Source organism: Cellulosilyticum sp. ST5 (genome assembly GCF_046529625.1).
Taxonomy (GTDB): domain Bacteria; phylum Bacillota; class Clostridia; order Lachnospirales; family Cellulosilyticaceae; genus Cellulosilyticum; species Cellulosilyticum lentocellum.
Genome location: NZ_CP132338.1, coordinates 549,575 through 567,698 on the forward strand (window position 1 = coordinate 549,575; position 18,124 = coordinate 567,698).

Sequence of the window (18,124 nt, forward strand, 5' to 3'; positions counted from 1 at the left end):
AGTATGAAGTTTTTGGGTACGGATTATTCAGCAAAGTACATTAGATTTGAATTGGATGGAAAAGAATATGACATACATTTTAGGGATACCTTTATTAAAGGGACTCATGATATAAGTGTATGGGGTGAAAAAGGAAAAACAAATGCAAGAATTATAAGTGCCTATCCACATTTAGGTAAAAGAATTCTGGATATGGCACTTATAGCACGTATTGAATTAGAGGAGATTATAAAACGTCAGCTATTACATAACCGATAGTTCTAGCTTTGATGGTAATATAATTTGCGTTTTCTAATTCTTTTAAAGCTTTTGCTTCTAAGTCTTTGATAATAGGATCAGTTGAATAATTATATTGATCTCTAATTTTTAGAGCCTCATAAATTTGTTCAGCAAGTTCCGACATGTAAACACCACCTTTCATATATATTTCAGCTCTGCCAAGCTGATAAATATATTATAGTATAAAATTTAGTCTAGTTAGCACTCTTTTGGAGTGCTTTTTATGTGCCAATCTAACAAGTTTTAGAATTGGAATCGGCTTTAGTACGACCTAAGGCTGTTTTTTTATGCCTTTTAATAGATTGTAGGCGTAAAAGAATAATCTAGTCTAACAAAATCCAAGAGAAGCACACTCGTATAAAAGCGTAGGAGGAAACAAAATGAAAAGAGAATGGTTAAAAGAAAAATGCCCTAATCTAACTGATGCTGAAATTGATGCAATCATGGCTGAGAATGGCAGTGATATTAATAAGGCTAAAGGAGATACAAAGAAGTTAGAGGATGAGGTTAAAACACTTAAGGGTGAGAAAAAGAACCTTGAAGGACAATTAGAAACAGCTAATGGTACAATTGAGGATTTAAAAAAGGCTAATCCTGATGTAGAAGCATTACAGACTAAAATTAAAGAGCACGAGGCTACAATTGCACAAAAAGAGAAAGAGTATAAGGCAGAGGTAACCAAGTTAGCACGAGAAGCTATTAACACAGAACTCATTGGTAAATACAAAGCTAAGAATGCTAAGGCAGTAATGGCGCTTATTGATGAGTTTGAAGCTAAGGATGATGCTGATTATAAAACTTTGCTTGATTCAAAATTAAAGACATTATCTGAAGCAGATGATACCAAGTTTATGTTTGGTGAATCCCAAACCAAGCAAACATACAATCCAGGTGGTGGTGGTGATCCTGGAAAAGAAGGTTTAGGAGCTAGTATGGCAGCTCAAAGAAACACTACACAGGCACCAGCATTTGATCCATGGGCAACTAAATAAAGGAGGAATAGAAGATGTACGCAAAAACAGTGAATTATGATAATACGCCAGAATTTTTAGCAGCAGAGCATCATGTGTGCTTTTCAGCTACCGCAGTAAACACAGGTGTTACAGCAGATAGTAACGGTAAGAAATGGGTTATTGCCGGAAGTTTAATTGATGCAAATGGAAAGGTTGTTACAGTAACAGAGTCATCTGGAAACTATACACCTTCAGCAACACCAGTAGGAATTGCATTCCATACAGTAGACGTTACTGAAGGACCACAACCTATTTCCTTAATGGTAGAAGGTTATGTGATTGCAGAACGTTTACAAGGTGCAAATGTAGCAGGATATGTAGCATCAGCAGCATTTAAAACAGCTTTACCAGAAATTAAACTAAGATAAGGAGGGCTATACAATGCCAAGAATTGAAGAAATCTTAACCACAAAAGAATTAGTTGACTACACTAAAAGTAGAACCTTACCTGCAATGGTAGGTGAAACACTTTTCCCAAGTCAAAAAACGGATTCATTAGAAATTGAAATGATCAAAGGTGCTAGTAACTTACCTGTTTCAGCAAGTATTCATGCATTTGATACGGAAGCAGAAATCGGAAGTAGAGAAGGTGCTAGCAAGAGTTTCCAAGACCTTGCACTTATTAAGCGTAAAGAACGTGTGGATGAAAAAACACTCATTGCACTTAATAATCCAAGAACGCCTGCAGAAGAAAAACGTATTATTAACGAATTATTTAACTCAGTTGACCGCTTAGTTAATTCAGTACTTGTTCGTGTAGAAGCTATGCGACTGGAGGCCCTTTCAACGGGTAAGCTCCAAGTCAATGAGAATGGTGTAAAGGCTACAATTGATTATGGTATGAATGCATCACATAAGGTTGGAAAGACTTGGGCCACTGGTACACCAGACATCCTTCAAGATATTTTTGATTTATGCTCTACTATTAATACCAATACAGGGTTTAAACCTTCTCGTATCTTAACAAGTACGAAGAATCTTAACATCTTACTTAAGGATGCATCTATTCGCTCGGCAGTGTTTGGAGTTAATTCAGCGATGTTACTTACTCCTGCTCAGCTTAATCAGTTCCTAGTAGCTCAATCACTTCCACAGATTGCAGTATATGATGCTATGTATCGTGTACAAGCTAAAGGTGGTACATATACAACTAAACGTTATCTAACAGAAAATGCACTTGTGCTTATGCCAGATGGTAAGATGGGTGATACCTTCTATGGTCCTACTGCAGAAGAAATCGAGCTTGCTACAAAAGGTGATGTTGATATTGAAATGATTGGTAACATCTTAGTACAACAATATGCAACTAATGATCCAGTAGCCAAATGGATAAAAGCTGTAGCAACTGCTATGCCATCATTCCCATATGCTGACCAAGTAGGTGTAATTACAGTAGGTTAGAGGGACTTAGAGCCCTCTTTTTATATGAAAGGGTGATAAGTCTTGATAGAGAGATTAAAGCAATTATTAGGGATTAGTGCTGATGATGATGCTAAAGACATACTTGTACAATTTGCACTTGATGATGTAGAAAGTGTTATTTTAAATTACTGTAATCTATCAGCTGTTCCTGATGGTCTGAAAACTACGTGGCTTAGGATGGCACTAGAATTGTATAGAAACGAAAACTTAGGAAGTGTAGAAGGTAGCAAGTATGTTTCTAATATCTCAGAAGGTGATTCTTCAGTAAGCTTTAAAACAAACTATAGTGATTTTAAAGATAGCTTACTTAAGAATTATATAGCTCAACTCAATATGTATAGGAGGCTGAGAAAATGATTGATGCAATTAATCAAGCTAGATTACAAGCTAGGAGAGCCATGGAGTCATTATATGAGCATAACTGTACAGTAATTGAATATGGAAAAGTAAAAAATCCTGTAACTAAGATAACAGAAATGAAGGAAATAGCAGTATTAGAAAATCAACCATGCAAATTATCATTTTTCACTAGTAAAGCAGCTAATCAAACAGAATCAGCTAATCAAGTAACTCAAGTTATTAAACTATTTGTAGCTCCTGAGATAATAATTAAAGAAGGTTCTAAGCTTGTTATCACTCATAATGGTAAAGTAAGTGAGTATAAAAATAGTGGTGTTCCTTCAATATTCCCTACACATCAAGAAATAGTTTTAGAACTATTTAAGGGGTGGTCTTAATGGCTAGTTGGGGAAATTGTGATTTTAGGCAGCTACAAAGGTTACAAGAGAAGCTTGATAGATTACAAGGGGCTGAGACAATAGCTTTTTGTGAAGCTTGTGCTAAAGAATTATCTGCTAGGTTGCTTGCTAAAGTAATTAGACGAACACCTGTAGGCCAATATGAAGCTGGAACTGGTAAAACAGGCGGAACACTTAGAAGGGGATGGACAGCTAAGAGTCATCATGAAGCTCAGTCTGGTGGTAGTAAAAATGCTAAAGCATATGTTAACTCTCTAGTAATTACCCAATCAGGTGATACTTATCAGATTGAAATTACAAACCCAGTTGAATATGCTCCATATATTGAGTTTGGGCATAGGACTAGAAATCATAAGGGATGGGTACCAGGAAGATTTATGCTTACAATATCAGAGAAGGAGTTAGAGTCACAAGCTCCTAAAATTCTTGAAAGAAAATTAATGCAGTATTTAGGAGAGATATTCAATGATTAATGAACTAATGATAGGTATTTCGCAAGCGCTAGATGCTGCATTTAGTGATGTTGAAATACATACAGACCAGATTAAGCAAGGACTTGTTGAGCCTTGTTTTTTTATTATGCTGTTAGAACCTAGCCAAGAGCAAGTGCTTGGGCCTAGGTTTTATAGAGAGAACACTTTTGATATTCATTATTTTCCTAAGACAGATAACACATCCGAAATTAATGAAGTAGCTGACAAGCTAATGAATACTTTAGAGTACATTAAATTTGATGGTGGATTGCTTAGAGGAACTAAGATGCATAGTGAAACAGTGGCAGGTGTTTTACATTTCTTTGTGGATTATAACTTCCACACAATTAAAGATACAATTACTAATCCTTATATGGAACAGCTAAAGGTGAAAGGAAAGGTGAGAAATAGTGAGTGAAACTAAGTTGACTAAATCAAAAGAATCAACTAATGAAGTAGCATTTACAAAGGCCCAGCTTTTAAAATCAAAGAAATATGTTCATCAAACAGATGTGCTTAGTGTAATTTTAGAAGATGGTAAAAACTACACTATCAAAGAAGTTGAAAAGCTTATTGATAGTTTTATGAAGAAAGAGGTGAAATAGTATGGCTTTAGGTGGTGGTGTGTTTTTAACACAAAATAAAAAGATACCTGGTACATATATCAATTTTATTAGTGCTGCTAGAGCAAGTACTAACATAAGTGATCGTGGTTATGCAGCTATGCCATTAATCCTTGATTGGGGGCCAGATGGCGAGGTCTTTACTGTAGAAGTTGCAGACTTCCAGAAAGAGTCATTAAAGATTTTTGGATATGACTACACTTCTGATAAGCTGAAAGGCCTTAGAGATTTATTCAGGAATATCAAAACACTTTATGCTTACAAGCTCAATAGAGGTACTAAGGCATCAAATACACTTGCTACAGCTAAGTATAGTGGTATTAGAGGTAATTCTATTACAGTCAAAGTTGAAGCAAATGTGGATGATGAATCTAAATTTAACGTCACAACACTATTTGATGGCATTGAGGTTGATGTACAAGTTGTTAGTGCTATAACTGGTTTAGTAGCAAATGACTACGTAGGTGAATGGAAAACATCAGCTACTTTAGAAGCATCCGCAGGCATACCAATGACAGGTGGTACAAATGGAGAGGTAACAGGAACTGATTATCAAACTTTCTTAGATAAGATTGAAAGTTATAGCTTCAATACACTAGGTTGTTTATCTACAGAAAGTTCAATTAAGGATTTATTTGCTCAGTTCACAAAGAGATTACGTGATGACATGGGTATTAAGTTCCAAACAGTGCTATATAATCAAGAAGCTGATTATGAAGGTGTTATTAATGTCAAAAATGCTGTAACTGATGCAGGAGAAATTGAATCAAGCGCAGTTTACTGGGTAACTGGTGCAAGTGCTGGATGCGCAGTAAATAAGTCAAATACCAATAAGAAATATGATGGTGACTTTACTATTAATGTAGATTACAAGCAGAGCCAACTTGAAAAAGCAATTGAAGATGGTGAGTTTGTATTCCATAAAGTAGGTGATGAGGTACATGTTTTAAATGATATCAATTCATTTACAAGCTTTACAAAGGATAAGAATGAGGATTTCAGTATGAATCAGGTAGTCCGTGTTCTAGATCAAATTGCTAATGATATAGCAGTGTTGTTCAATAAGCAGTATATCGGGAAGGTTCAAAATAATGCTGCAGGTCGCATTGCTTTTTGGAATGACTTAGTAAGCTACAATAAAGAGCTTGAACGTATTCAAGCTTTAGAAAATGTTAAGAGTGATGAAATCATTGTAGAAAAAGGCAATAGCAAAGACTCGGTGGTGGTAACTAATCCAGTAACGCCAGTATGTGCTATGGCTAAGCTTTATATGACAGTAGTTGTATCTTAGAAGGGAGGAATACAGATGAAATTAGATTTGCAATTCTTTGCTCAGCAAATGCATGCAAAAGACACGGTATCAGCTTCTCTTGCTGAATGTTTCGTAACTATAGAAGGTAATCGCTACAATTTCATGCAGGCTATTAATCTTGAAGCTAAGTTTGAAAAGAATAAAACAGAGGTTCCTATTCTTGGCAAAACAGGAAAAGGCAATAAGGCAACAGGATGGAAGGGTTCTGGCTCTGCAACATTCCATTACAATACCTCTATTTTTAGAGAGCTACTAGTTCGCTTTAAAGAGACTGGAGAAGATGTTTATTTTGATATTCAGGTAACTAATGAAGATCCTACTTCTAGTGTAGGTCGTCAAACCATAATTTTAAAAGATTGTAACTTGGATGGTGGTATTTTAACTAAATTTGATGCTGATGCAGAATACTTAGATGAAGATATTGACTTTACCTTTGAGGATTTTGAAATGCCAGAGAAATTCAATATTTTAGCAGGTATGCAATAAGGTGCTCTATATGAGCACCTTTTAATTTTAGAAGGGAGAATTAAAAATGAGTGGATTAAGTGTATTCTTTGCAGAGAATGTAGAAAAGAATGAGGTAGTAAAATATGTTGCCTCTAAACGATTTAAGGATGAGAAAGGTAATCCTGTTGAATGGCAGATTGGATGTGTTACATCTGATGAGGATGAAGCCATTAGAAAGAGTTGTACCAGAAAAGTACCTATTCCAGGCAAGAAGAATGCTTATATGCCTGAAACAGACTTTGAAAGTTATTTAGGTAAGTTAGCAGTTAGATGTATTACTTATCCTAATCTTAATGACGTAGAGCTTCAGAATAGTTATGGTGTTATGGGTGCTGATAAGCTTCTAAAAACTATGCTTAAGCCAGGAGAGTATCAGGACCTATTAAAGAAGATTCAAGAAGTAAACGGATTTGATGAAACTATGGAAGATATGGTTGAAGAAGCAAAAAACTAATTGAAGGAGGTGATAGTGAAGCTAATTATGCTTACTATTGCCTCCACAAGCTTAAAATGATTCCTAGTGAGTTCTTAACTTTAAGTGAGAGGGATAAGGCGTTTGTTATAGCTTCAATTAGAATTAAACAAGAAAATGAAAAAAATGAAGAAAGAAAACTTAAATCTAAAGGCAGAAGGAAGTGAGGTGTTACATGGCTACGATTAGAACAGCAATTCAGTTGCAAGACAGATTTACACCTGTAATTAGAAATATGAGTAATGCACTTAATATGACTCTTAGTAGTTTTGAAGCACTTCAAAGAACTTCCCATAATGCAGTAGATACAGCCAGTATACAAGCTGCTAGACAATCACTAGCTAGTGTTGAGGTGGGCATTAATGAAATAGAGCAAGGAATACGAGAGGCTAGTGGCCAGCAACAACAATTTAATAATACTGTTCGTGGTGGCGGAAGTGCTATTGATAGCATGACAGGAAAGATTAAGTCAATGGTTGGTGCTTATGTAGGAATTAGATCATTAGGAGCAGGTATGCAAGCCACAGATACCTATATAAGTAATGGTGCAAGACTAGATTTAATTAATGATGGCTTACAGACACAGGCGGAGCTTCAAGATAAAATTTATCAAGCAGCACAGCGAAGTCGAGGTGAATATAATGCCATGGTGAATACAGTTGCTAAGTTAGGGTTATTAGCAGGTGATGCATTTAAAAGTAATAATGAGCTAGTAGCATTTACAGAGCTTATGAATAAGTCGTTTAAAATATCCGGTGCTAGTACGCAAGAATCAACTAATGCGATGTATCAATTAACTCAAGCTATGGCATCAGGAAGATTGCAAGGTGATGAGTATCGTTCAATTATTGAGAATGCTCCAATGCTCGCTAATGCTATAGCTGATTATTGTGGAGTCTCGCGGGGAGAGTTAAAGGAACTAGCTAGTGATGGTGCTATTAGTGCAGATATTATTAAAGCAGCAGTATTTTCTACAGCTGATGATATAGAAGGCAAGTTTGCAACTTTGCCAATGACATTTAGTGATGTATGGACAAGTATAAAGAACACGGCAGTACAGCAGTTTTCCGTTTTAATGCAGAAAGTAAATGGATTTTTGAATTCTAACACAGGCAAGAATATGGTAAATGGAATTTCTAGCGCTATTGGAACTTTGGCGATAGTACTTGGAGTAGTATTGGAAATGGTGATGGGTATATCTACTTTCTTCTCAGATAATTGGTTGACTATAGAACCGATCATATGGGGTATTGTAGGGGCTTTTGTAGTTTATAATAGCGTACTTGCTATATATAATATGTACAAATCAATAGCTACAGGGTTAGAAGCTTATCATGCAGCTAAAGTAGCATTAGCATCAGGAGCTACATTAGCGCAGGCGGCAGCTACTACAACAGCTACTGGGGCACAAGTAGGATTTAATACGGCACTTTTAGCATGTCCTATCACATGGATTATAGCTGCTATTATTCTAGTTATTGTTTGCATCTATGCAGTTATAGGGGCAATTAATAACATGGCAGGGACAACTTACAGTGCAACCGGATTTATATGTGGACTTATATTGGAAGTGCTTGCACTGATTTGGAATGTGGCAATTGGGACAATTAATGCTGTTATTCAAGCAATGTGGACTATGTTTGTAGAACCATTCATTTCAATTATTGAGTGGGTACTGAATGTTGCAAATGGTGGATTTAATAGCTTTGGTGATGCAGTAGCCAACCTTATTGGTCAAATTATTTCTTGGTTTTTATCACTTGGTAAAGTAGTTACTAAAATTATCGACGCTATATTTGGTACAAATTGGACAGCTGGACTTAACTCATTACAAGATAATGTTCTTCAATGGGGTAAAAATGAAAATGCAATAACACTTGAGCGTAAATCACCTAGTATTGACGCAAGAATTTCATATGGTGATGCATTTGGAATAGGTTATGATTTCGGTAAAGGAATAGATGATAAACTAGGTTCAGCTTTTAGCAATCCGAGTATGGATTTTAGTAATAATATGCCTGACTACTCATCAATGGGACAGAACATAGATAATATAGCAGGAGATACTGGTAAAATGTCAGATAGCTTAGATACGTCTGAGGAGGATTTAAAGTATCTTAGAGATATTGCAGAGAAGGAAGCTATTAATAGGTTTACTACAGCAGAAATTAAGGTAGATATGGGCGGTATAAATAATACAGTCAATAACAAAGCTGACTTAGATGGTATAGCTGATTATTTATCTGGCGTATTAGAAGAACAAATGCAAATAGCAGCTGAGGGGGTGCATGAATAAAATGGCATATATTTTTTACTTAGGAGAGGTGCAGTTACCGATTGCACCCTCTAAACTTCAACTTAAGATTAATAATAATAACAAAACAGTGACATTAATTAATGATGGTGAAATAAATATTATTAAGACTCCAGGACTTACAGAGATTAGTTTTGAAATACTACTCCCTAATGTGAAATATCCATTTGCGACTTATTATGAAGGATATAGAAAGGCCGACTACTATCTGAGTATATTAGATAATCTTAAAACATCATTAGCATCATTCCAATTTATTGTAGCTAGAACAAAGCCTAATGGTGATTATTTGTTTTCTACCAATATGACCGTTACATTAGAAGATTACACAATCACTGAGGAGGCTGATAAATATGGAACTGATGTAGGGGTATCCATCAAGTTAAAGCAATATAGAACCTACACCACTAAGACTATAAAAGTAGATACACCTAGTAATGCAGGCACGATAAAAACATCTACAAAAAAAGTAGCGACCGTTGTAAATTCTAGGCCAGCTACAAAAACAATTGCAAAGAATCATACAGTAAAGATAGGAGAGACACTGTGGTCTATATGTCGAATGGAATTGGGTGATGGATCTAAGTACAGTAAGATTGCAAAACTAAATGGTATCTCTAATCCTAATCTGATTAAGGTTGGGCAGGTGATTAAGCTTGGCTAGTATTGTCAATAGTATAGGACCAGTAAGAAAAAAGGTCACTTTGCAGATTATCAATGGTTCACTTTGGCAGGAACCTTGCGTAGAAGATGACGTTACGTTGGAAACAGAGAGGAAAGGCTCACCAGGTACACTAAAATTCAAAGTTATGAAAGATGCCACCCTTAATATTCAAGAAGGAAATGCAGTAAAGCTTATCGTGAATGACATGAATGTATTCTTTGGATTTATTTTTACAAAAGGAAGAGATAAGGGGCAAATCATAAGTGTTACGGCATATGACCAATTAAGATATTTTAAGAATAAGGATACATATAAATATAAGAATCTTACAGCGGGTGCATTATTAAAAATGTTGTGTGAAGTATTTAAATTAAAGTGGGGAAATATAGAAGATACAAAGTATATTATAGCTTCAAGAATAGAAGACAACACAACTTTATTTGATGCCATGCAGTATGCATTAGATGAAACACTTAGAAATAAGAAACAGATGTATGTTTTATATGATGATTTTGGTAAGCTAGCGCTTAAGAGTCTAGAAAACATGAAACTTGATCTTATTATTGATAGTGAAACAGGGGAAGACTTAGACTATAAAACTTCTATAGATGCTAATACATACAATAAGATTAAGCTAATTAATGAAGAAGGTGGAAAGGTCTATACTTCTAAAGATATAGAACATATCAAGCAATGGGGGGTGCTTCAATATACGGATACGGTGGACTCAAATACAAATGGACAAAGTAAAGCTGATGCCTTACTGGAACTCTATAACACTAAAACAAGAAATTTAACAGTTAAGAATGCCTTTGGTGATATTAGAGTAAGAGGAGGATCCATGGTAATTGTTAAGTTAAATTTAGGAGATATAAATGTATTTAATTATATGCTTGTAGAGAAAGTGAAACATACTTTCTCTAACGGACACCATTCTATGGATTTGTATCTAAGTGGTGGAACACATAAGGGGGTGCAATTTAGTGTCTAATCTAGTAGAAGTTATTAAAAAGGCAGCAGTTGAAGCAGTACAAGCCTCTAACCCAACAAGCTTAGTTGTAGGATTGGTAGAGAGTGCTGAGCCTTTAGTTATTACTGTAGAACAGAGGTTAACTTTAGATGAGGACTTTCTTATACTAACCAATCAAGTAAAGAATCATTATGTAGATGTTAGCCTGAGTTATAGTACTTCGAGCGAATCACATTCCCATAGTTGTCCTGAGGGTAGTACATCTAGCAATACACATGTGCATAAAAACAGTGGCAAAAAGAAAATGCTAGTGCACTATGGTTTGAAAGAAAGTGAAGAGGTATTGCTTCTGAAAATACAGGGTGGACAAAAGTATATAGTACTTGACCGAATAGGTGAGATACAGGTTGAAGGAGAGTGGGGTTAATGATTCCTACAGTCAATGATGATTTATTAGCAGATATTGAAATAGCTGAACAACCTTCTTTGACTTATGAGGTAAAGATAGATAAGGATAAGATGGGAAACTATGTAGATGGTATAGATGCTATTAAGCAGGCTATATATCACATTATTAATACAGAGAGGTACCAATATCTTATCTATAGTTGGAATTATGGCATTGAGTTAGCTGACCTCTTTGGTAAACCTATTGCATATTGCTATCCAGAAATTAAGAGACGTATAACTGAGGCATTGTTACAAGATGACAGAATAGAAAGCGTGAATAGTTTTGAATTTAGCTATAGCAAAGGAGATGTAATTGCTAAATTTAAGGTTATCACTACAGAGGGTGAAATTGAGATAGATAAGGTGGTGAGAATTGGATGAGTGAAGTAATTACTTTTAATGTACTATTACAAAGAATGCTGGATAGGGTACCTGATACGCTTGATAAGCGGGAGGGTAGCGTTATATATAATGCTCTGGCTCCTGCAGCAGCTGAACTTGTACAAGCCTATATAGAGCTAGAAGGATATCTTGATCTAGCATTTGTAGATACGTCTGAAGAAGGATATTTGGACAGACTAGGCAGCCAGTTTGGAGTAGATAGGCAGATGGCTACTTATTCCATACGAAAGGCTAGTTTTAAAAATGCCACTAACAATCCTTTTAATGTGCCTATTGGAAGTAGGTACACCATTAATACTTTATCCTATTCGGTAATAGAAAAGATAGGAGAAGGAGTATTTCAAGTAAAGTGTGAAATGACAGGAACTATAGGTAATACTTCCTTCGGTAAATTGGTACCAGTTGACTATATAGAAGGATTAGCAAATGCCGAATTAGAAGAAGTTCTAATTCCAGGATTGAATGATGAAACAGATGACTCTCTACGATTTAGAATTCTTAACAAACTTCAAATGCCAGCTACATCAGGAAATATTCATCAATATAAGCAGTGGGCTTTAGAAGTAGAGGGAGTGGGTGATGCAAAAATATTTCCTTTATGGAATGGGGCAGGAACTGTTAAAGTTATAGTCGTTAATGCTGATAAAGAACCTGCAGATGTGCCTATCTTAAATAGTGTTAAAGCATACATAGAAGAGGTACGTCCTATTGGAGCTACTGTAACTGTCGCAGCACCAACTCCTAAAACTATTACAATAGAAGTGTCTATAGAAATAGGAAAAGATGCATTTTTAGAGGATGTAAAACAAAAATTTAAGTTAAAGTTAGAAGAATACTTTAGAGAGATGGCACTAAAAAAAGTGATTATCTCTTATGCTATTATAGGAAGTCTTCTATTAGAGACAGATGGGGTTATTGATTATAGTGACTTGAAAGTTAACAATACAACATCTAACGTTAGATTAGCAGAAGAAGAGGTACCTGTCTTAGGATCATTAATAGTGGAGGTGTAGTAAGTGGGTTATTTAAAAGATTTATATGGCTTTATTAATAAATTAAATAAACGACAAGCACCTTATACTGTTACAGATGAGGTGCTTTTTTTGACAGAAGGAAAGTGGGAAGGATTTTTAAACCATGACAACGTTTTGAAGCAAACTATAGAAATTTATACACAACCTAATAAGCAGGGAGATAAAGTGTTAAATTATACGATAGAACTCAAAGACGAAACATGGAAAATGTATATTAAAGTATTTTCTCCAGGAGAAAAGGTCTACATTTCATACGAGACTTTAGGAGATACAGTAGAAGCAGAAGATATAAACAATCTCCAATGGGCTGTTGACAAGTTGGATGTTGGACTTGAAGAAACAACATCTAATTTAAATAATCACGCTTCCAACTCAAAAATACACATTATGCAAGCCGAACGTCTAGCATGGAATGATAAGGTTAACCGGGTAGATTTAGAACTGACTAATGAAGTGTTAAATGAGCATAAAAATAATAAGTTAAATCCTCATGGTGTGACTAAACAGCAATTACAACTTGAAAGAGTTGATAATATACAACAAGCTTCAAAAGCAGAATTTATACTTCATAAAGAAAACTATTCTAATCCTCATAACGTCACAAAAAGTCAAGTTGGACTTGAAAATCTAGATAATATCAAACAAGCCCCAAAGGTTGAATTTGATAATCACATTTCTGATATGGTCAAGCATATAACATCAGCTGAAAGAAACTCTTGGAGTGATAAATACACAAAAGCTGAAGTTGATAACAAGTTGTCTAGTTTGGAAACTAAAATCGACTGGAAAGAGTCGGTGGCAACATTTGAGGACATAGCAACAACTTATCCTTCACCAGTTGACGGTTGGACTGTAAACGTAAAAGATACCGATTATACATATAGGTTTAGTGGTACGGAATGGATAGTTATTAGTGCTAATGCAATTCCAAAGGCTACAACTTCTATTGATGGGTTATTGTCTAAAGAAGATAAAACAATCCTTGATGATGTTAACAATAAGAAACATACTCATGGTAATAAATCACTGATTGATGCAATAACAAGCACTTTAATTAGCAACTGGAATAATGCCTTCACACATATTTCTGATGCTGTTAAACATATCACAGCTGCAGAAAGAACATTATGGAATACAGTCAGTAATAAGGTTGACAAGGTAGATGGAAAGGGACTTTCCGCAAATGATTACACCACAGCTGAGAAAAACAAACTTGAAGGTGTGGCTGAAAATGCAAATAATTACATTCATCCTAACGACTCAGTAACACGTCACGTTACTGATACTGAAAAAGCCACATGGAATGGAAAAGCAAGTTCAGCACATCAACATAGCGAATATGTAACTAAAGATGAATTAGGTACTGCGGGTTATGGTGATATGTTGAAGTCAGTATATGACACTACTGGCAATGGTGTAGTAGATAAAGCTGAAAGTGTAGCGTGGACTGGTATTACTGGAAAGCCTTCTGCATTTCCACCTAGCACACATACTCATACCAAATCACAAATAACAGATTTCCCTACATCGTTACCAGCAAATGGAGGGAATGCCGATACAGTGGATGGTAAACATGCAAGTGATTTTTTAACGAGTACTGGTGTTACATGGAATGACTTGAAGGGGGTATGACGTTATGGGGTATGGTAAGGCACTCTATGGAGGGCATTTTTATGCAGATGAAAATAGTAATACAGAAGATGAAAAATTTTGCGTTGACCTAATGAAATACCTTCCCGAGTATTGGCATACAGTTGAAGAAATGAAGCTTATACAAAGTATACTTGGACAAGAAGTTGCTAGCGTAATTGATTGTAAGAAGGACATAATCAATCAAATGTTTATTGAAACGGCTACATGGGGCCTCAGCAGGTGGGAGAAGATTTTTGATTTAGAAACAGAGGTCAATAAGAGTTATGAATTTAGAAGGGAGCGTATTAAGGCTAAAATAAGAGGTTCTGGTACAACTACAAAACAACTGATAATTAACGTTGTAAGTTCATTTTCAGGTGGTGAAGTCGAAGTGATAGAACAACCTGAACAATCAAGTTTTATTATAAAATTTATTGGTGTGAAAGGTATTCCAGCTAATATGGTTGATCTAACCAACACCATAAATGAAATTAAGCCAGCACACTTAGCATTTAGTTTTGAGTACACCTATAATTATTGGAATACTTTAATTGATAGAGATTGGAGCACATTAAATAAATCAACTTGGGAACAAGTAAAAACAGTTTAAAGGAGGAAATAAAACATGAAGACAACTACAAATCATGGTCTAAAAAAACCTGATGGTACAGACACAGTAAACATTGAAGACTTGAATTATAATTCTGACGTACTAGATGGGTTATTAACACCAGCAACAATCACTACAAATGGATTTATGTCAAAGGAGGATAAGGTCAAATTAAACGGTGTTGCCACAGGAGCGAATAACTATACACATCCAGCTACACATCCAGTTAGTATGATTAGTGGTTTACATGCTGTTGCTACAAGTGGAAGCTATAATGACTTATTAAATAAACCTTCTGCATTTCCACCTAGCACACATACTCATACCAAATCACAAATAACAGATTTTCCTACATCGTTACCAGCTAATGGTGGTAATGCTGATACAGTGGATGGTTCACATGCGTGGGAGTTACAGACATTGAGTACATCTGGTATATCACATGGAAGTGGACAATGGATAGCAAAACTACAGTATAACGTAGACAATGATAATTACTTCAAATTCATTTGCGGAGATGGTAGTATTAGTGTCAAGGTTGAAAATGCTAATCTCGTCAAAGGAAGAGATTTAAGTGCAGAACTTGATGGTTTAAAATCTACTGTCGTTAATGGAAAAACAAGTGTTGCCAACGCCATTAACGGCAAATTAGGAACATCGTTGAGCAACCAAACCCCATTTGATGATATGGCTTATTATATATCAAATGGTCTCATTTCTTCACCCACTTCTGCAACTTGTGGAAGTTTTACCCTAACATTTGGTAATAACTTTACAACTAAAAGTTGTTACATTGTTAGATCTGCATATAAGATTTATTGTTATAGTCTTTATGGTGTTGCTGTTACCTATCAAGTATATAAGAAACCAAGTGGTAGTAGTCTTAGTTTGCTATATTCAGGGACCATTTCAACAGCTTCTCCTACTTATACCCAATTAACAGACGGAGATAATACCGCTGTTTATTTTATATTCTTTGGGGCAAGTGGGGTTACTCTTCACGCAACCAATGCTAATGGTAGCGGAAATGCTACTCTTGATTACTGCATATAGTGTATAGTTTTATAAATATGAAAGGAATCATTCATAATGAAAAGATTATTGATTTGTACTGATCAAGAACAAAAAAGTGTTTTATTACAACAATTCTTAGATGAAACTGACAGCATTACTTATTCTATTATTAACAATCCGCCAGTGATAGAAGAGGTAGATGGTAAAATTGGAAGATATGTGCTAGATGATGATGGAAATATTATTGTTATTTATGAGGATATTCCTAAATCAGAAGTTGAGTTGCTTAAAGCGGATAATGAGGCATTAAAGCAAGCAGTAACAGAACTTTCTATGATTGTATCTACACTCATGTCATAGGTATAGTAAAAATTATTTAGTAAGGAGTGATTCTGATGAAATTCACAAGAGATTCAGGCTTAGTAAAGGTATGGGTAGGAAATGTTCAAGCAAATCTTTATACTAAAGAACAGGTTCCTGAGCTTTTCAATCTAAAAGAAGTAGTTTGGGAAGTATTAGAAGAAAGCACAAAATAATTTAATAGATAGACATAAGAGAGCAGCTTAATAGGCTGTATTTTTTATGCCTAAAAGGAGGGTGCTATGCCACAGGACACACAAGATGTACTTCAAGAAATCAAAGAAAAGTTAGGAAGTATCAAAACTGCAGTTGACAACATAATGCCAACTGTAGACCTTAAGCTTGATAATATGGAAGACAAGCTTAAAGTAGCAAACCATAGAATATTAGACTTAGAAGAACAAAATAAGTGGCTATGGCGATGTATTGCAGGAGCAATAATTGCAGGAGTTATTGCAATGTACTTTAGATAGGAGGCACATATGACAGAAGAAGAAAAGAAGATCTTAGAGCAAGCAGAAGCTATTCGTAAAAAGGAAGCTTCTAAAAGTAAGCAGAAGAAAAAAGGTAGTTTTATGAAAGGCATCATTGTAGGTGTCTTTCTTTTTTTACTTGTTTTTATAGGAGTTGTACTCTGGCTTTTCTATAAGACTGGAAGTGAACCCAGCACCTTAATAGCGAGTGTTTTTGCAGTAGCAGTAGGAGAGTTTAGCATTTTAGGTAGTATTAAGAAAACGAAAGGATGATGTAGAATGTTAGAATTTTTATGGACCTCTTTAGTTGTGGTAGTATTATTATTTTTAAGTATGGTAGTTACTCCAATAATCAAGAGGTATTCCAATTTAGAGTACTGGGTTAAAGTAGCCATTGCCTATGCAGAAACACAGATTACAGGAAATAAAGTGGGTGAAGATAGGCGAGAGTATGTATATAACTTCTTAAGAAAGCGCTTTAAATGGTTTGATGAGAAGGCACTTAGGCTACTAATCCAAGGGACGTTTGACATTATGGATAAAGAGGGGCTTGTTAACACGAAAGAAGGTGTTAAATGATGGATGTTACTAAACCATGTAGAGATACAAAAGAATTATCAGCACAGGCTCAAAAGGCTTGTGTTTTATTTATGGAAGAATGTAAGAAGAACGGCTTAAATGTACTTATTACAGAAACATACCGTTCTCAAGAACGCCAGAATTATCTATATGAACAAGGACGTACACGACCAGGAAATAAGGTTACATGGACCAAATCATCTAGACACACATCACGTAGAGCTTGGGATATTTGTAAGAATGTTAAGGGCCAAGAATATAGCGATAAGACATTCTTCAAGAAGTGTGCAGAAGTTGCAGCTCTCCTAGGAATTACGTGGGGGGGAGATTGGAATAGTACTCCTGACACTCCACACTTTGAAATAGACCAAGCTTGGAAAGTACCCGCAGTTACCTCAGTTACAGATAATGAACTATTCAATGCAGTAAGTAGTATTATCAAGAATGGTGTACAGCTCACGTTTAATGCATGGAAACGCCTAGACTTAATTAACCTTAACAATGTACCAGCTTTAGTTTGTAAGCTTGTAGGCATTAAAATAGATGGTTCTGTAAGCGATTTACAGTACAAGCAGGCTATAGATAAGTTAGTGTTCTTAGGAGCTATATCTCAGCGTGTTATCTGGGATGAAAAAAGATACACAGTTAATAACATTAGATCATTACTAATTAAGTTTAGCAAATTGGGGTAGGGCCAAAAGCCTTACCCTTATTTTTTATGCTTAAAATGCAATAATGTATAATTTTTTAGCCGAGGCTGCTA

General features: G+C 35.3%; 28 protein-coding genes. 27 read left to right on the forward strand and 1 reads right to left on the reverse strand.

Going from position 1 to position 18,124, the window contains the following annotated elements; all coding sequences use genetic code 11:
- The first annotated feature begins 3 nt into the window (after positions 1–3).
- Complete coding sequence (locus tag QTL86_RS02620) at positions 4–258, forward strand: hypothetical protein (protein WP_013657752.1); 255 nt, start codon at positions 4–6, stop codon at positions 256–258.
- On the opposite strand, the gene QTL86_RS02625 is transcribed toward QTL86_RS02620, so the two are convergent.
- The gene (locus tag QTL86_RS02625) at positions 227–421 is read right to left on the reverse strand and encodes a hypothetical protein (protein ID WP_410496383.1); all 195 of its coding nucleotides are present in this window, start codon (positions 419–421) and stop codon (positions 227–229) included. The two genes, QTL86_RS02620 and QTL86_RS02625, sit on opposite strands and share 32 nt — an antisense overlap.
- A 238-nt stretch (positions 422–659) precedes the next feature.
- Between QTL86_RS02625 and QTL86_RS02630 the strand changes: the two genes are divergently transcribed.
- The 26 genes from QTL86_RS02630 (at position 660) to QTL86_RS02755 (ending at position 18,053) form a co-directional block, all read left to right on the forward strand.
- Entirely contained in the window at positions 660–1,271 is a 612-nt protein-coding gene (locus QTL86_RS02630) for a phage scaffolding protein (RefSeq protein WP_410496384.1), read from the forward strand.
- Positions 1,272–1,285: 14 nt separating this feature from the next.
- Positions 1,286–1,660 carry a hypothetical protein gene (locus QTL86_RS02635; RefSeq protein ID WP_127067166.1) on the forward strand — a complete coding sequence of 125 codons (375 nt, stop codon included), beginning with the start codon at positions 1,286–1,288 and terminating at the stop codon, positions 1,658–1,660.
- Between the two features lie 13 nt (positions 1,661–1,673).
- Positions 1,674–2,693, forward strand: coding sequence for a major capsid protein (locus tag QTL86_RS02640; RefSeq protein WP_410496385.1), 1,020 nt, complete (start codon positions 1,674–1,676; stop codon positions 2,691–2,693).
- Between the two features lie 42 nt (positions 2,694–2,735).
- The gene (locus tag QTL86_RS02645) at positions 2,736–3,071 is read left to right on the forward strand and encodes a phage head-tail connector protein (protein WP_410496386.1); all 336 of its coding nucleotides are present in this window, start codon (positions 2,736–2,738) and stop codon (positions 3,069–3,071) included.
- Positions 3,068–3,451, forward strand: coding sequence for a hypothetical protein (locus QTL86_RS02650; RefSeq protein ID WP_410496387.1), 384 nt, complete (start codon positions 3,068–3,070; stop codon positions 3,449–3,451). Before QTL86_RS02645 ends, QTL86_RS02650 begins: the two co-directional genes overlap by 4 nt.
- Complete coding sequence (locus QTL86_RS02655) at positions 3,451–3,945, forward strand: HK97 gp10 family phage protein (protein ID WP_410496388.1); 495 nt, start codon at positions 3,451–3,453, stop codon at positions 3,943–3,945. Before QTL86_RS02650 ends, QTL86_RS02655 begins: the two co-directional genes overlap by 1 nt.
- A complete protein-coding gene (locus QTL86_RS02660; protein WP_410496389.1) occupies positions 3,938–4,363 on the forward strand; it encodes a DUF6838 family protein in 426 nt (141 codons plus the stop codon). The genes QTL86_RS02655 and QTL86_RS02660 overlap by 8 nt, the downstream gene beginning before the upstream one ends.
- Positions 4,356–4,550: a hypothetical protein gene (locus tag QTL86_RS02665; RefSeq protein ID WP_410496390.1), complete on the forward strand. Its 195-nt coding sequence runs from the start codon at positions 4,356–4,358 to the stop codon at positions 4,548–4,550. The genes QTL86_RS02660 and QTL86_RS02665 overlap by 8 nt, the downstream gene beginning before the upstream one ends.
- 1 nt (position 4,551) lies before the next feature.
- Positions 4,552–5,859, forward strand: coding sequence for a phage tail sheath family protein (locus QTL86_RS02670; protein ID WP_410496391.1), 1,308 nt, complete (start codon positions 4,552–4,554; stop codon positions 5,857–5,859).
- A gap of 15 nt (positions 5,860–5,874) precedes the next feature.
- A complete protein-coding gene (locus QTL86_RS02675; protein WP_410496392.1) occupies positions 5,875–6,366 on the forward strand; it encodes a phage tail tube protein in 492 nt (163 codons plus the stop codon).
- A 46-nt stretch (positions 6,367–6,412) separates the two neighbouring features.
- Positions 6,413–6,841, forward strand: coding sequence for a phage tail assembly chaperone (locus QTL86_RS02680; protein WP_410496393.1), 429 nt, complete (start codon positions 6,413–6,415; stop codon positions 6,839–6,841).
- Between the two features lie 193 nt (positions 6,842–7,034).
- Positions 7,035–9,155 (forward strand): tape measure protein, encoded by a 2,121-nt coding sequence (locus QTL86_RS02685; RefSeq protein ID WP_410496394.1) that lies wholly within the window; start codon positions 7,035–7,037, stop codon positions 9,153–9,155.
- A gap of 1 nt (position 9,156) precedes the next feature.
- Complete coding sequence (locus tag QTL86_RS02690; protein WP_410496395.1) at positions 9,157–9,837, forward strand: LysM peptidoglycan-binding domain-containing protein; 681 nt, start codon at positions 9,157–9,159, stop codon at positions 9,835–9,837.
- Positions 9,830–10,828, forward strand: coding sequence for a hydrolase (locus QTL86_RS02695; protein ID WP_410496396.1), 999 nt, complete (start codon positions 9,830–9,832; stop codon positions 10,826–10,828). Before QTL86_RS02690 ends, QTL86_RS02695 begins: the two co-directional genes overlap by 8 nt.
- Positions 10,821–11,234, forward strand: coding sequence for a DUF2577 domain-containing protein (locus QTL86_RS02700; RefSeq protein ID WP_127067154.1), 414 nt, complete (start codon positions 10,821–10,823; stop codon positions 11,232–11,234). Before QTL86_RS02695 ends, QTL86_RS02700 begins: the two co-directional genes overlap by 8 nt.
- On the forward strand, positions 11,234–11,638 hold the full coding sequence (locus QTL86_RS02705; protein ID WP_127067153.1) for a DUF2634 domain-containing protein: 405 nt from the start codon (positions 11,234–11,236) through the stop codon (positions 11,636–11,638). The genes QTL86_RS02700 and QTL86_RS02705 overlap by 1 nt, the downstream gene beginning before the upstream one ends.
- Positions 11,635–12,672 (forward strand): baseplate J/gp47 family protein, encoded by a 1,038-nt coding sequence (locus QTL86_RS02710; RefSeq protein ID WP_410496397.1) that lies wholly within the window; start codon positions 11,635–11,637, stop codon positions 12,670–12,672. Before QTL86_RS02705 ends, QTL86_RS02710 begins: the two co-directional genes overlap by 4 nt.
- 3 nt (positions 12,673–12,675) lie before the next feature.
- Complete coding sequence (locus QTL86_RS02715; RefSeq protein ID WP_127067151.1) at positions 12,676–14,325, forward strand: hypothetical protein; 1,650 nt, start codon at positions 12,676–12,678, stop codon at positions 14,323–14,325.
- Between the two features lie 4 nt (positions 14,326–14,329).
- Positions 14,330–14,935 (forward strand): YmfQ family protein, encoded by a 606-nt coding sequence (locus tag QTL86_RS02720; protein WP_127067150.1) that lies wholly within the window; start codon positions 14,330–14,332, stop codon positions 14,933–14,935.
- Between the two features lie 15 nt (positions 14,936–14,950).
- Positions 14,951–15,988: a hypothetical protein gene (locus QTL86_RS02725; RefSeq protein WP_410496399.1), complete on the forward strand. Its 1,038-nt coding sequence runs from the start codon at positions 14,951–14,953 to the stop codon at positions 15,986–15,988.
- Positions 15,989–16,024: 36 nt separating this feature from the next.
- On the forward strand, positions 16,025–16,309 hold the full coding sequence (locus QTL86_RS02730) for a hypothetical protein (RefSeq protein WP_410496400.1): 285 nt from the start codon (positions 16,025–16,027) through the stop codon (positions 16,307–16,309).
- Positions 16,310–16,344: 35 nt separating this feature from the next.
- The gene (locus QTL86_RS02735) at positions 16,345–16,485 is read left to right on the forward strand and encodes a hypothetical protein (protein WP_410496401.1); all 141 of its coding nucleotides are present in this window, start codon (positions 16,345–16,347) and stop codon (positions 16,483–16,485) included.
- A gap of 66 nt (positions 16,486–16,551) precedes the next feature.
- A complete protein-coding gene (locus tag QTL86_RS02740; protein ID WP_410496403.1) occupies positions 16,552–16,782 on the forward strand; it encodes a hemolysin XhlA family protein in 231 nt (76 codons plus the stop codon).
- 9 nt (positions 16,783–16,791) lie between these two features.
- Entirely contained in the window at positions 16,792–17,055 is a 264-nt protein-coding gene (locus tag QTL86_RS02745) for a hypothetical protein (protein ID WP_410496404.1), read from the forward strand.
- 6 nt (positions 17,056–17,061) lie between these two features.
- Positions 17,062–17,361 (forward strand): hypothetical protein, encoded by a 300-nt coding sequence (locus tag QTL86_RS02750; protein ID WP_410496405.1) that lies wholly within the window; start codon positions 17,062–17,064, stop codon positions 17,359–17,361.
- Positions 17,358–18,053, forward strand: a complete 696-nt coding sequence (locus QTL86_RS02755; protein ID WP_410496406.1) for a M15 family metallopeptidase — start codon at positions 17,358–17,360, stop codon at positions 18,051–18,053. The genes QTL86_RS02750 and QTL86_RS02755 overlap by 4 nt, the downstream gene beginning before the upstream one ends.
- Positions 18,054–18,124 lie beyond the last annotated feature (71 nt).

What these genes read in the sequence shown, in the direction of transcription:
- QTL86_RS02620 (WP_013657752.1), top strand. Translation starts at nt 4, where the DNA reads ATGAAGTTTTTGGGTACGGATTATTCAGCAAAGTACATTAGATTTGAA.
- QTL86_RS02625 (WP_410496383.1), bottom strand. Translation starts at nt 421, where the DNA reads ATGAAAGGTGGTGTTTACATGTCGGAACTTGCTGAACAAATTTATGAG.
- QTL86_RS02630 (WP_410496384.1), top strand. Translation starts at nt 660, where the DNA reads ATGAAAAGAGAATGGTTAAAAGAAAAATGCCCTAATCTAACTGATGCT.
- QTL86_RS02635 (WP_127067166.1), top strand. Translation starts at nt 1,286, where the DNA reads ATGTACGCAAAAACAGTGAATTATGATAATACGCCAGAATTTTTAGCA.
- QTL86_RS02640 (WP_410496385.1), top strand. Translation starts at nt 1,674, where the DNA reads ATGCCAAGAATTGAAGAAATCTTAACCACAAAAGAATTAGTTGACTAC.
- QTL86_RS02650 (WP_410496387.1), top strand. Translation starts at nt 3,068, where the DNA reads ATGATTGATGCAATTAATCAAGCTAGATTACAAGCTAGGAGAGCCATG.
- QTL86_RS02655 (WP_410496388.1), top strand. Translation starts at nt 3,451, where the DNA reads ATGGCTAGTTGGGGAAATTGTGATTTTAGGCAGCTACAAAGGTTACAA.
- QTL86_RS02660 (WP_410496389.1), top strand. Translation starts at nt 3,938, where the DNA reads ATGATTAATGAACTAATGATAGGTATTTCGCAAGCGCTAGATGCTGCA.
- QTL86_RS02670 (WP_410496391.1), top strand. Translation starts at nt 4,552, where the DNA reads ATGGCTTTAGGTGGTGGTGTGTTTTTAACACAAAATAAAAAGATACCT.
- QTL86_RS02675 (WP_410496392.1), top strand. Translation starts at nt 5,875, where the DNA reads ATGAAATTAGATTTGCAATTCTTTGCTCAGCAAATGCATGCAAAAGAC.
- QTL86_RS02680 (WP_410496393.1), top strand. Translation starts at nt 6,413, where the DNA reads ATGAGTGGATTAAGTGTATTCTTTGCAGAGAATGTAGAAAAGAATGAG.
- QTL86_RS02685 (WP_410496394.1), top strand. Translation starts at nt 7,035, where the DNA reads ATGGCTACGATTAGAACAGCAATTCAGTTGCAAGACAGATTTACACCT.
- QTL86_RS02690 (WP_410496395.1), top strand. Translation starts at nt 9,157, where the DNA reads ATGGCATATATTTTTTACTTAGGAGAGGTGCAGTTACCGATTGCACCC.
- QTL86_RS02705 (WP_127067153.1), top strand. Translation starts at nt 11,234, where the DNA reads ATGATTCCTACAGTCAATGATGATTTATTAGCAGATATTGAAATAGCT.
- QTL86_RS02710 (WP_410496397.1), top strand. Translation starts at nt 11,635, where the DNA reads ATGAGTGAAGTAATTACTTTTAATGTACTATTACAAAGAATGCTGGAT.
- QTL86_RS02720 (WP_127067150.1), top strand. Translation starts at nt 14,330, where the DNA reads ATGGGGTATGGTAAGGCACTCTATGGAGGGCATTTTTATGCAGATGAA.
- QTL86_RS02725 (WP_410496399.1), top strand. Translation starts at nt 14,951, where the DNA reads ATGAAGACAACTACAAATCATGGTCTAAAAAAACCTGATGGTACAGAC.
- QTL86_RS02730 (WP_410496400.1), top strand. Translation starts at nt 16,025, where the DNA reads ATGAAAAGATTATTGATTTGTACTGATCAAGAACAAAAAAGTGTTTTA.
- QTL86_RS02735 (WP_410496401.1), top strand. Translation starts at nt 16,345, where the DNA reads ATGAAATTCACAAGAGATTCAGGCTTAGTAAAGGTATGGGTAGGAAAT.
- QTL86_RS02740 (WP_410496403.1), top strand. Translation starts at nt 16,552, where the DNA reads ATGCCACAGGACACACAAGATGTACTTCAAGAAATCAAAGAAAAGTTA.
- QTL86_RS02745 (WP_410496404.1), top strand. Translation starts at nt 16,792, where the DNA reads ATGACAGAAGAAGAAAAGAAGATCTTAGAGCAAGCAGAAGCTATTCGT.
- QTL86_RS02750 (WP_410496405.1), top strand. Translation starts at nt 17,062, where the DNA reads ATGTTAGAATTTTTATGGACCTCTTTAGTTGTGGTAGTATTATTATTT.
- QTL86_RS02755 (WP_410496406.1), top strand. Translation starts at nt 17,358, where the DNA reads ATGATGGATGTTACTAAACCATGTAGAGATACAAAAGAATTATCAGCA.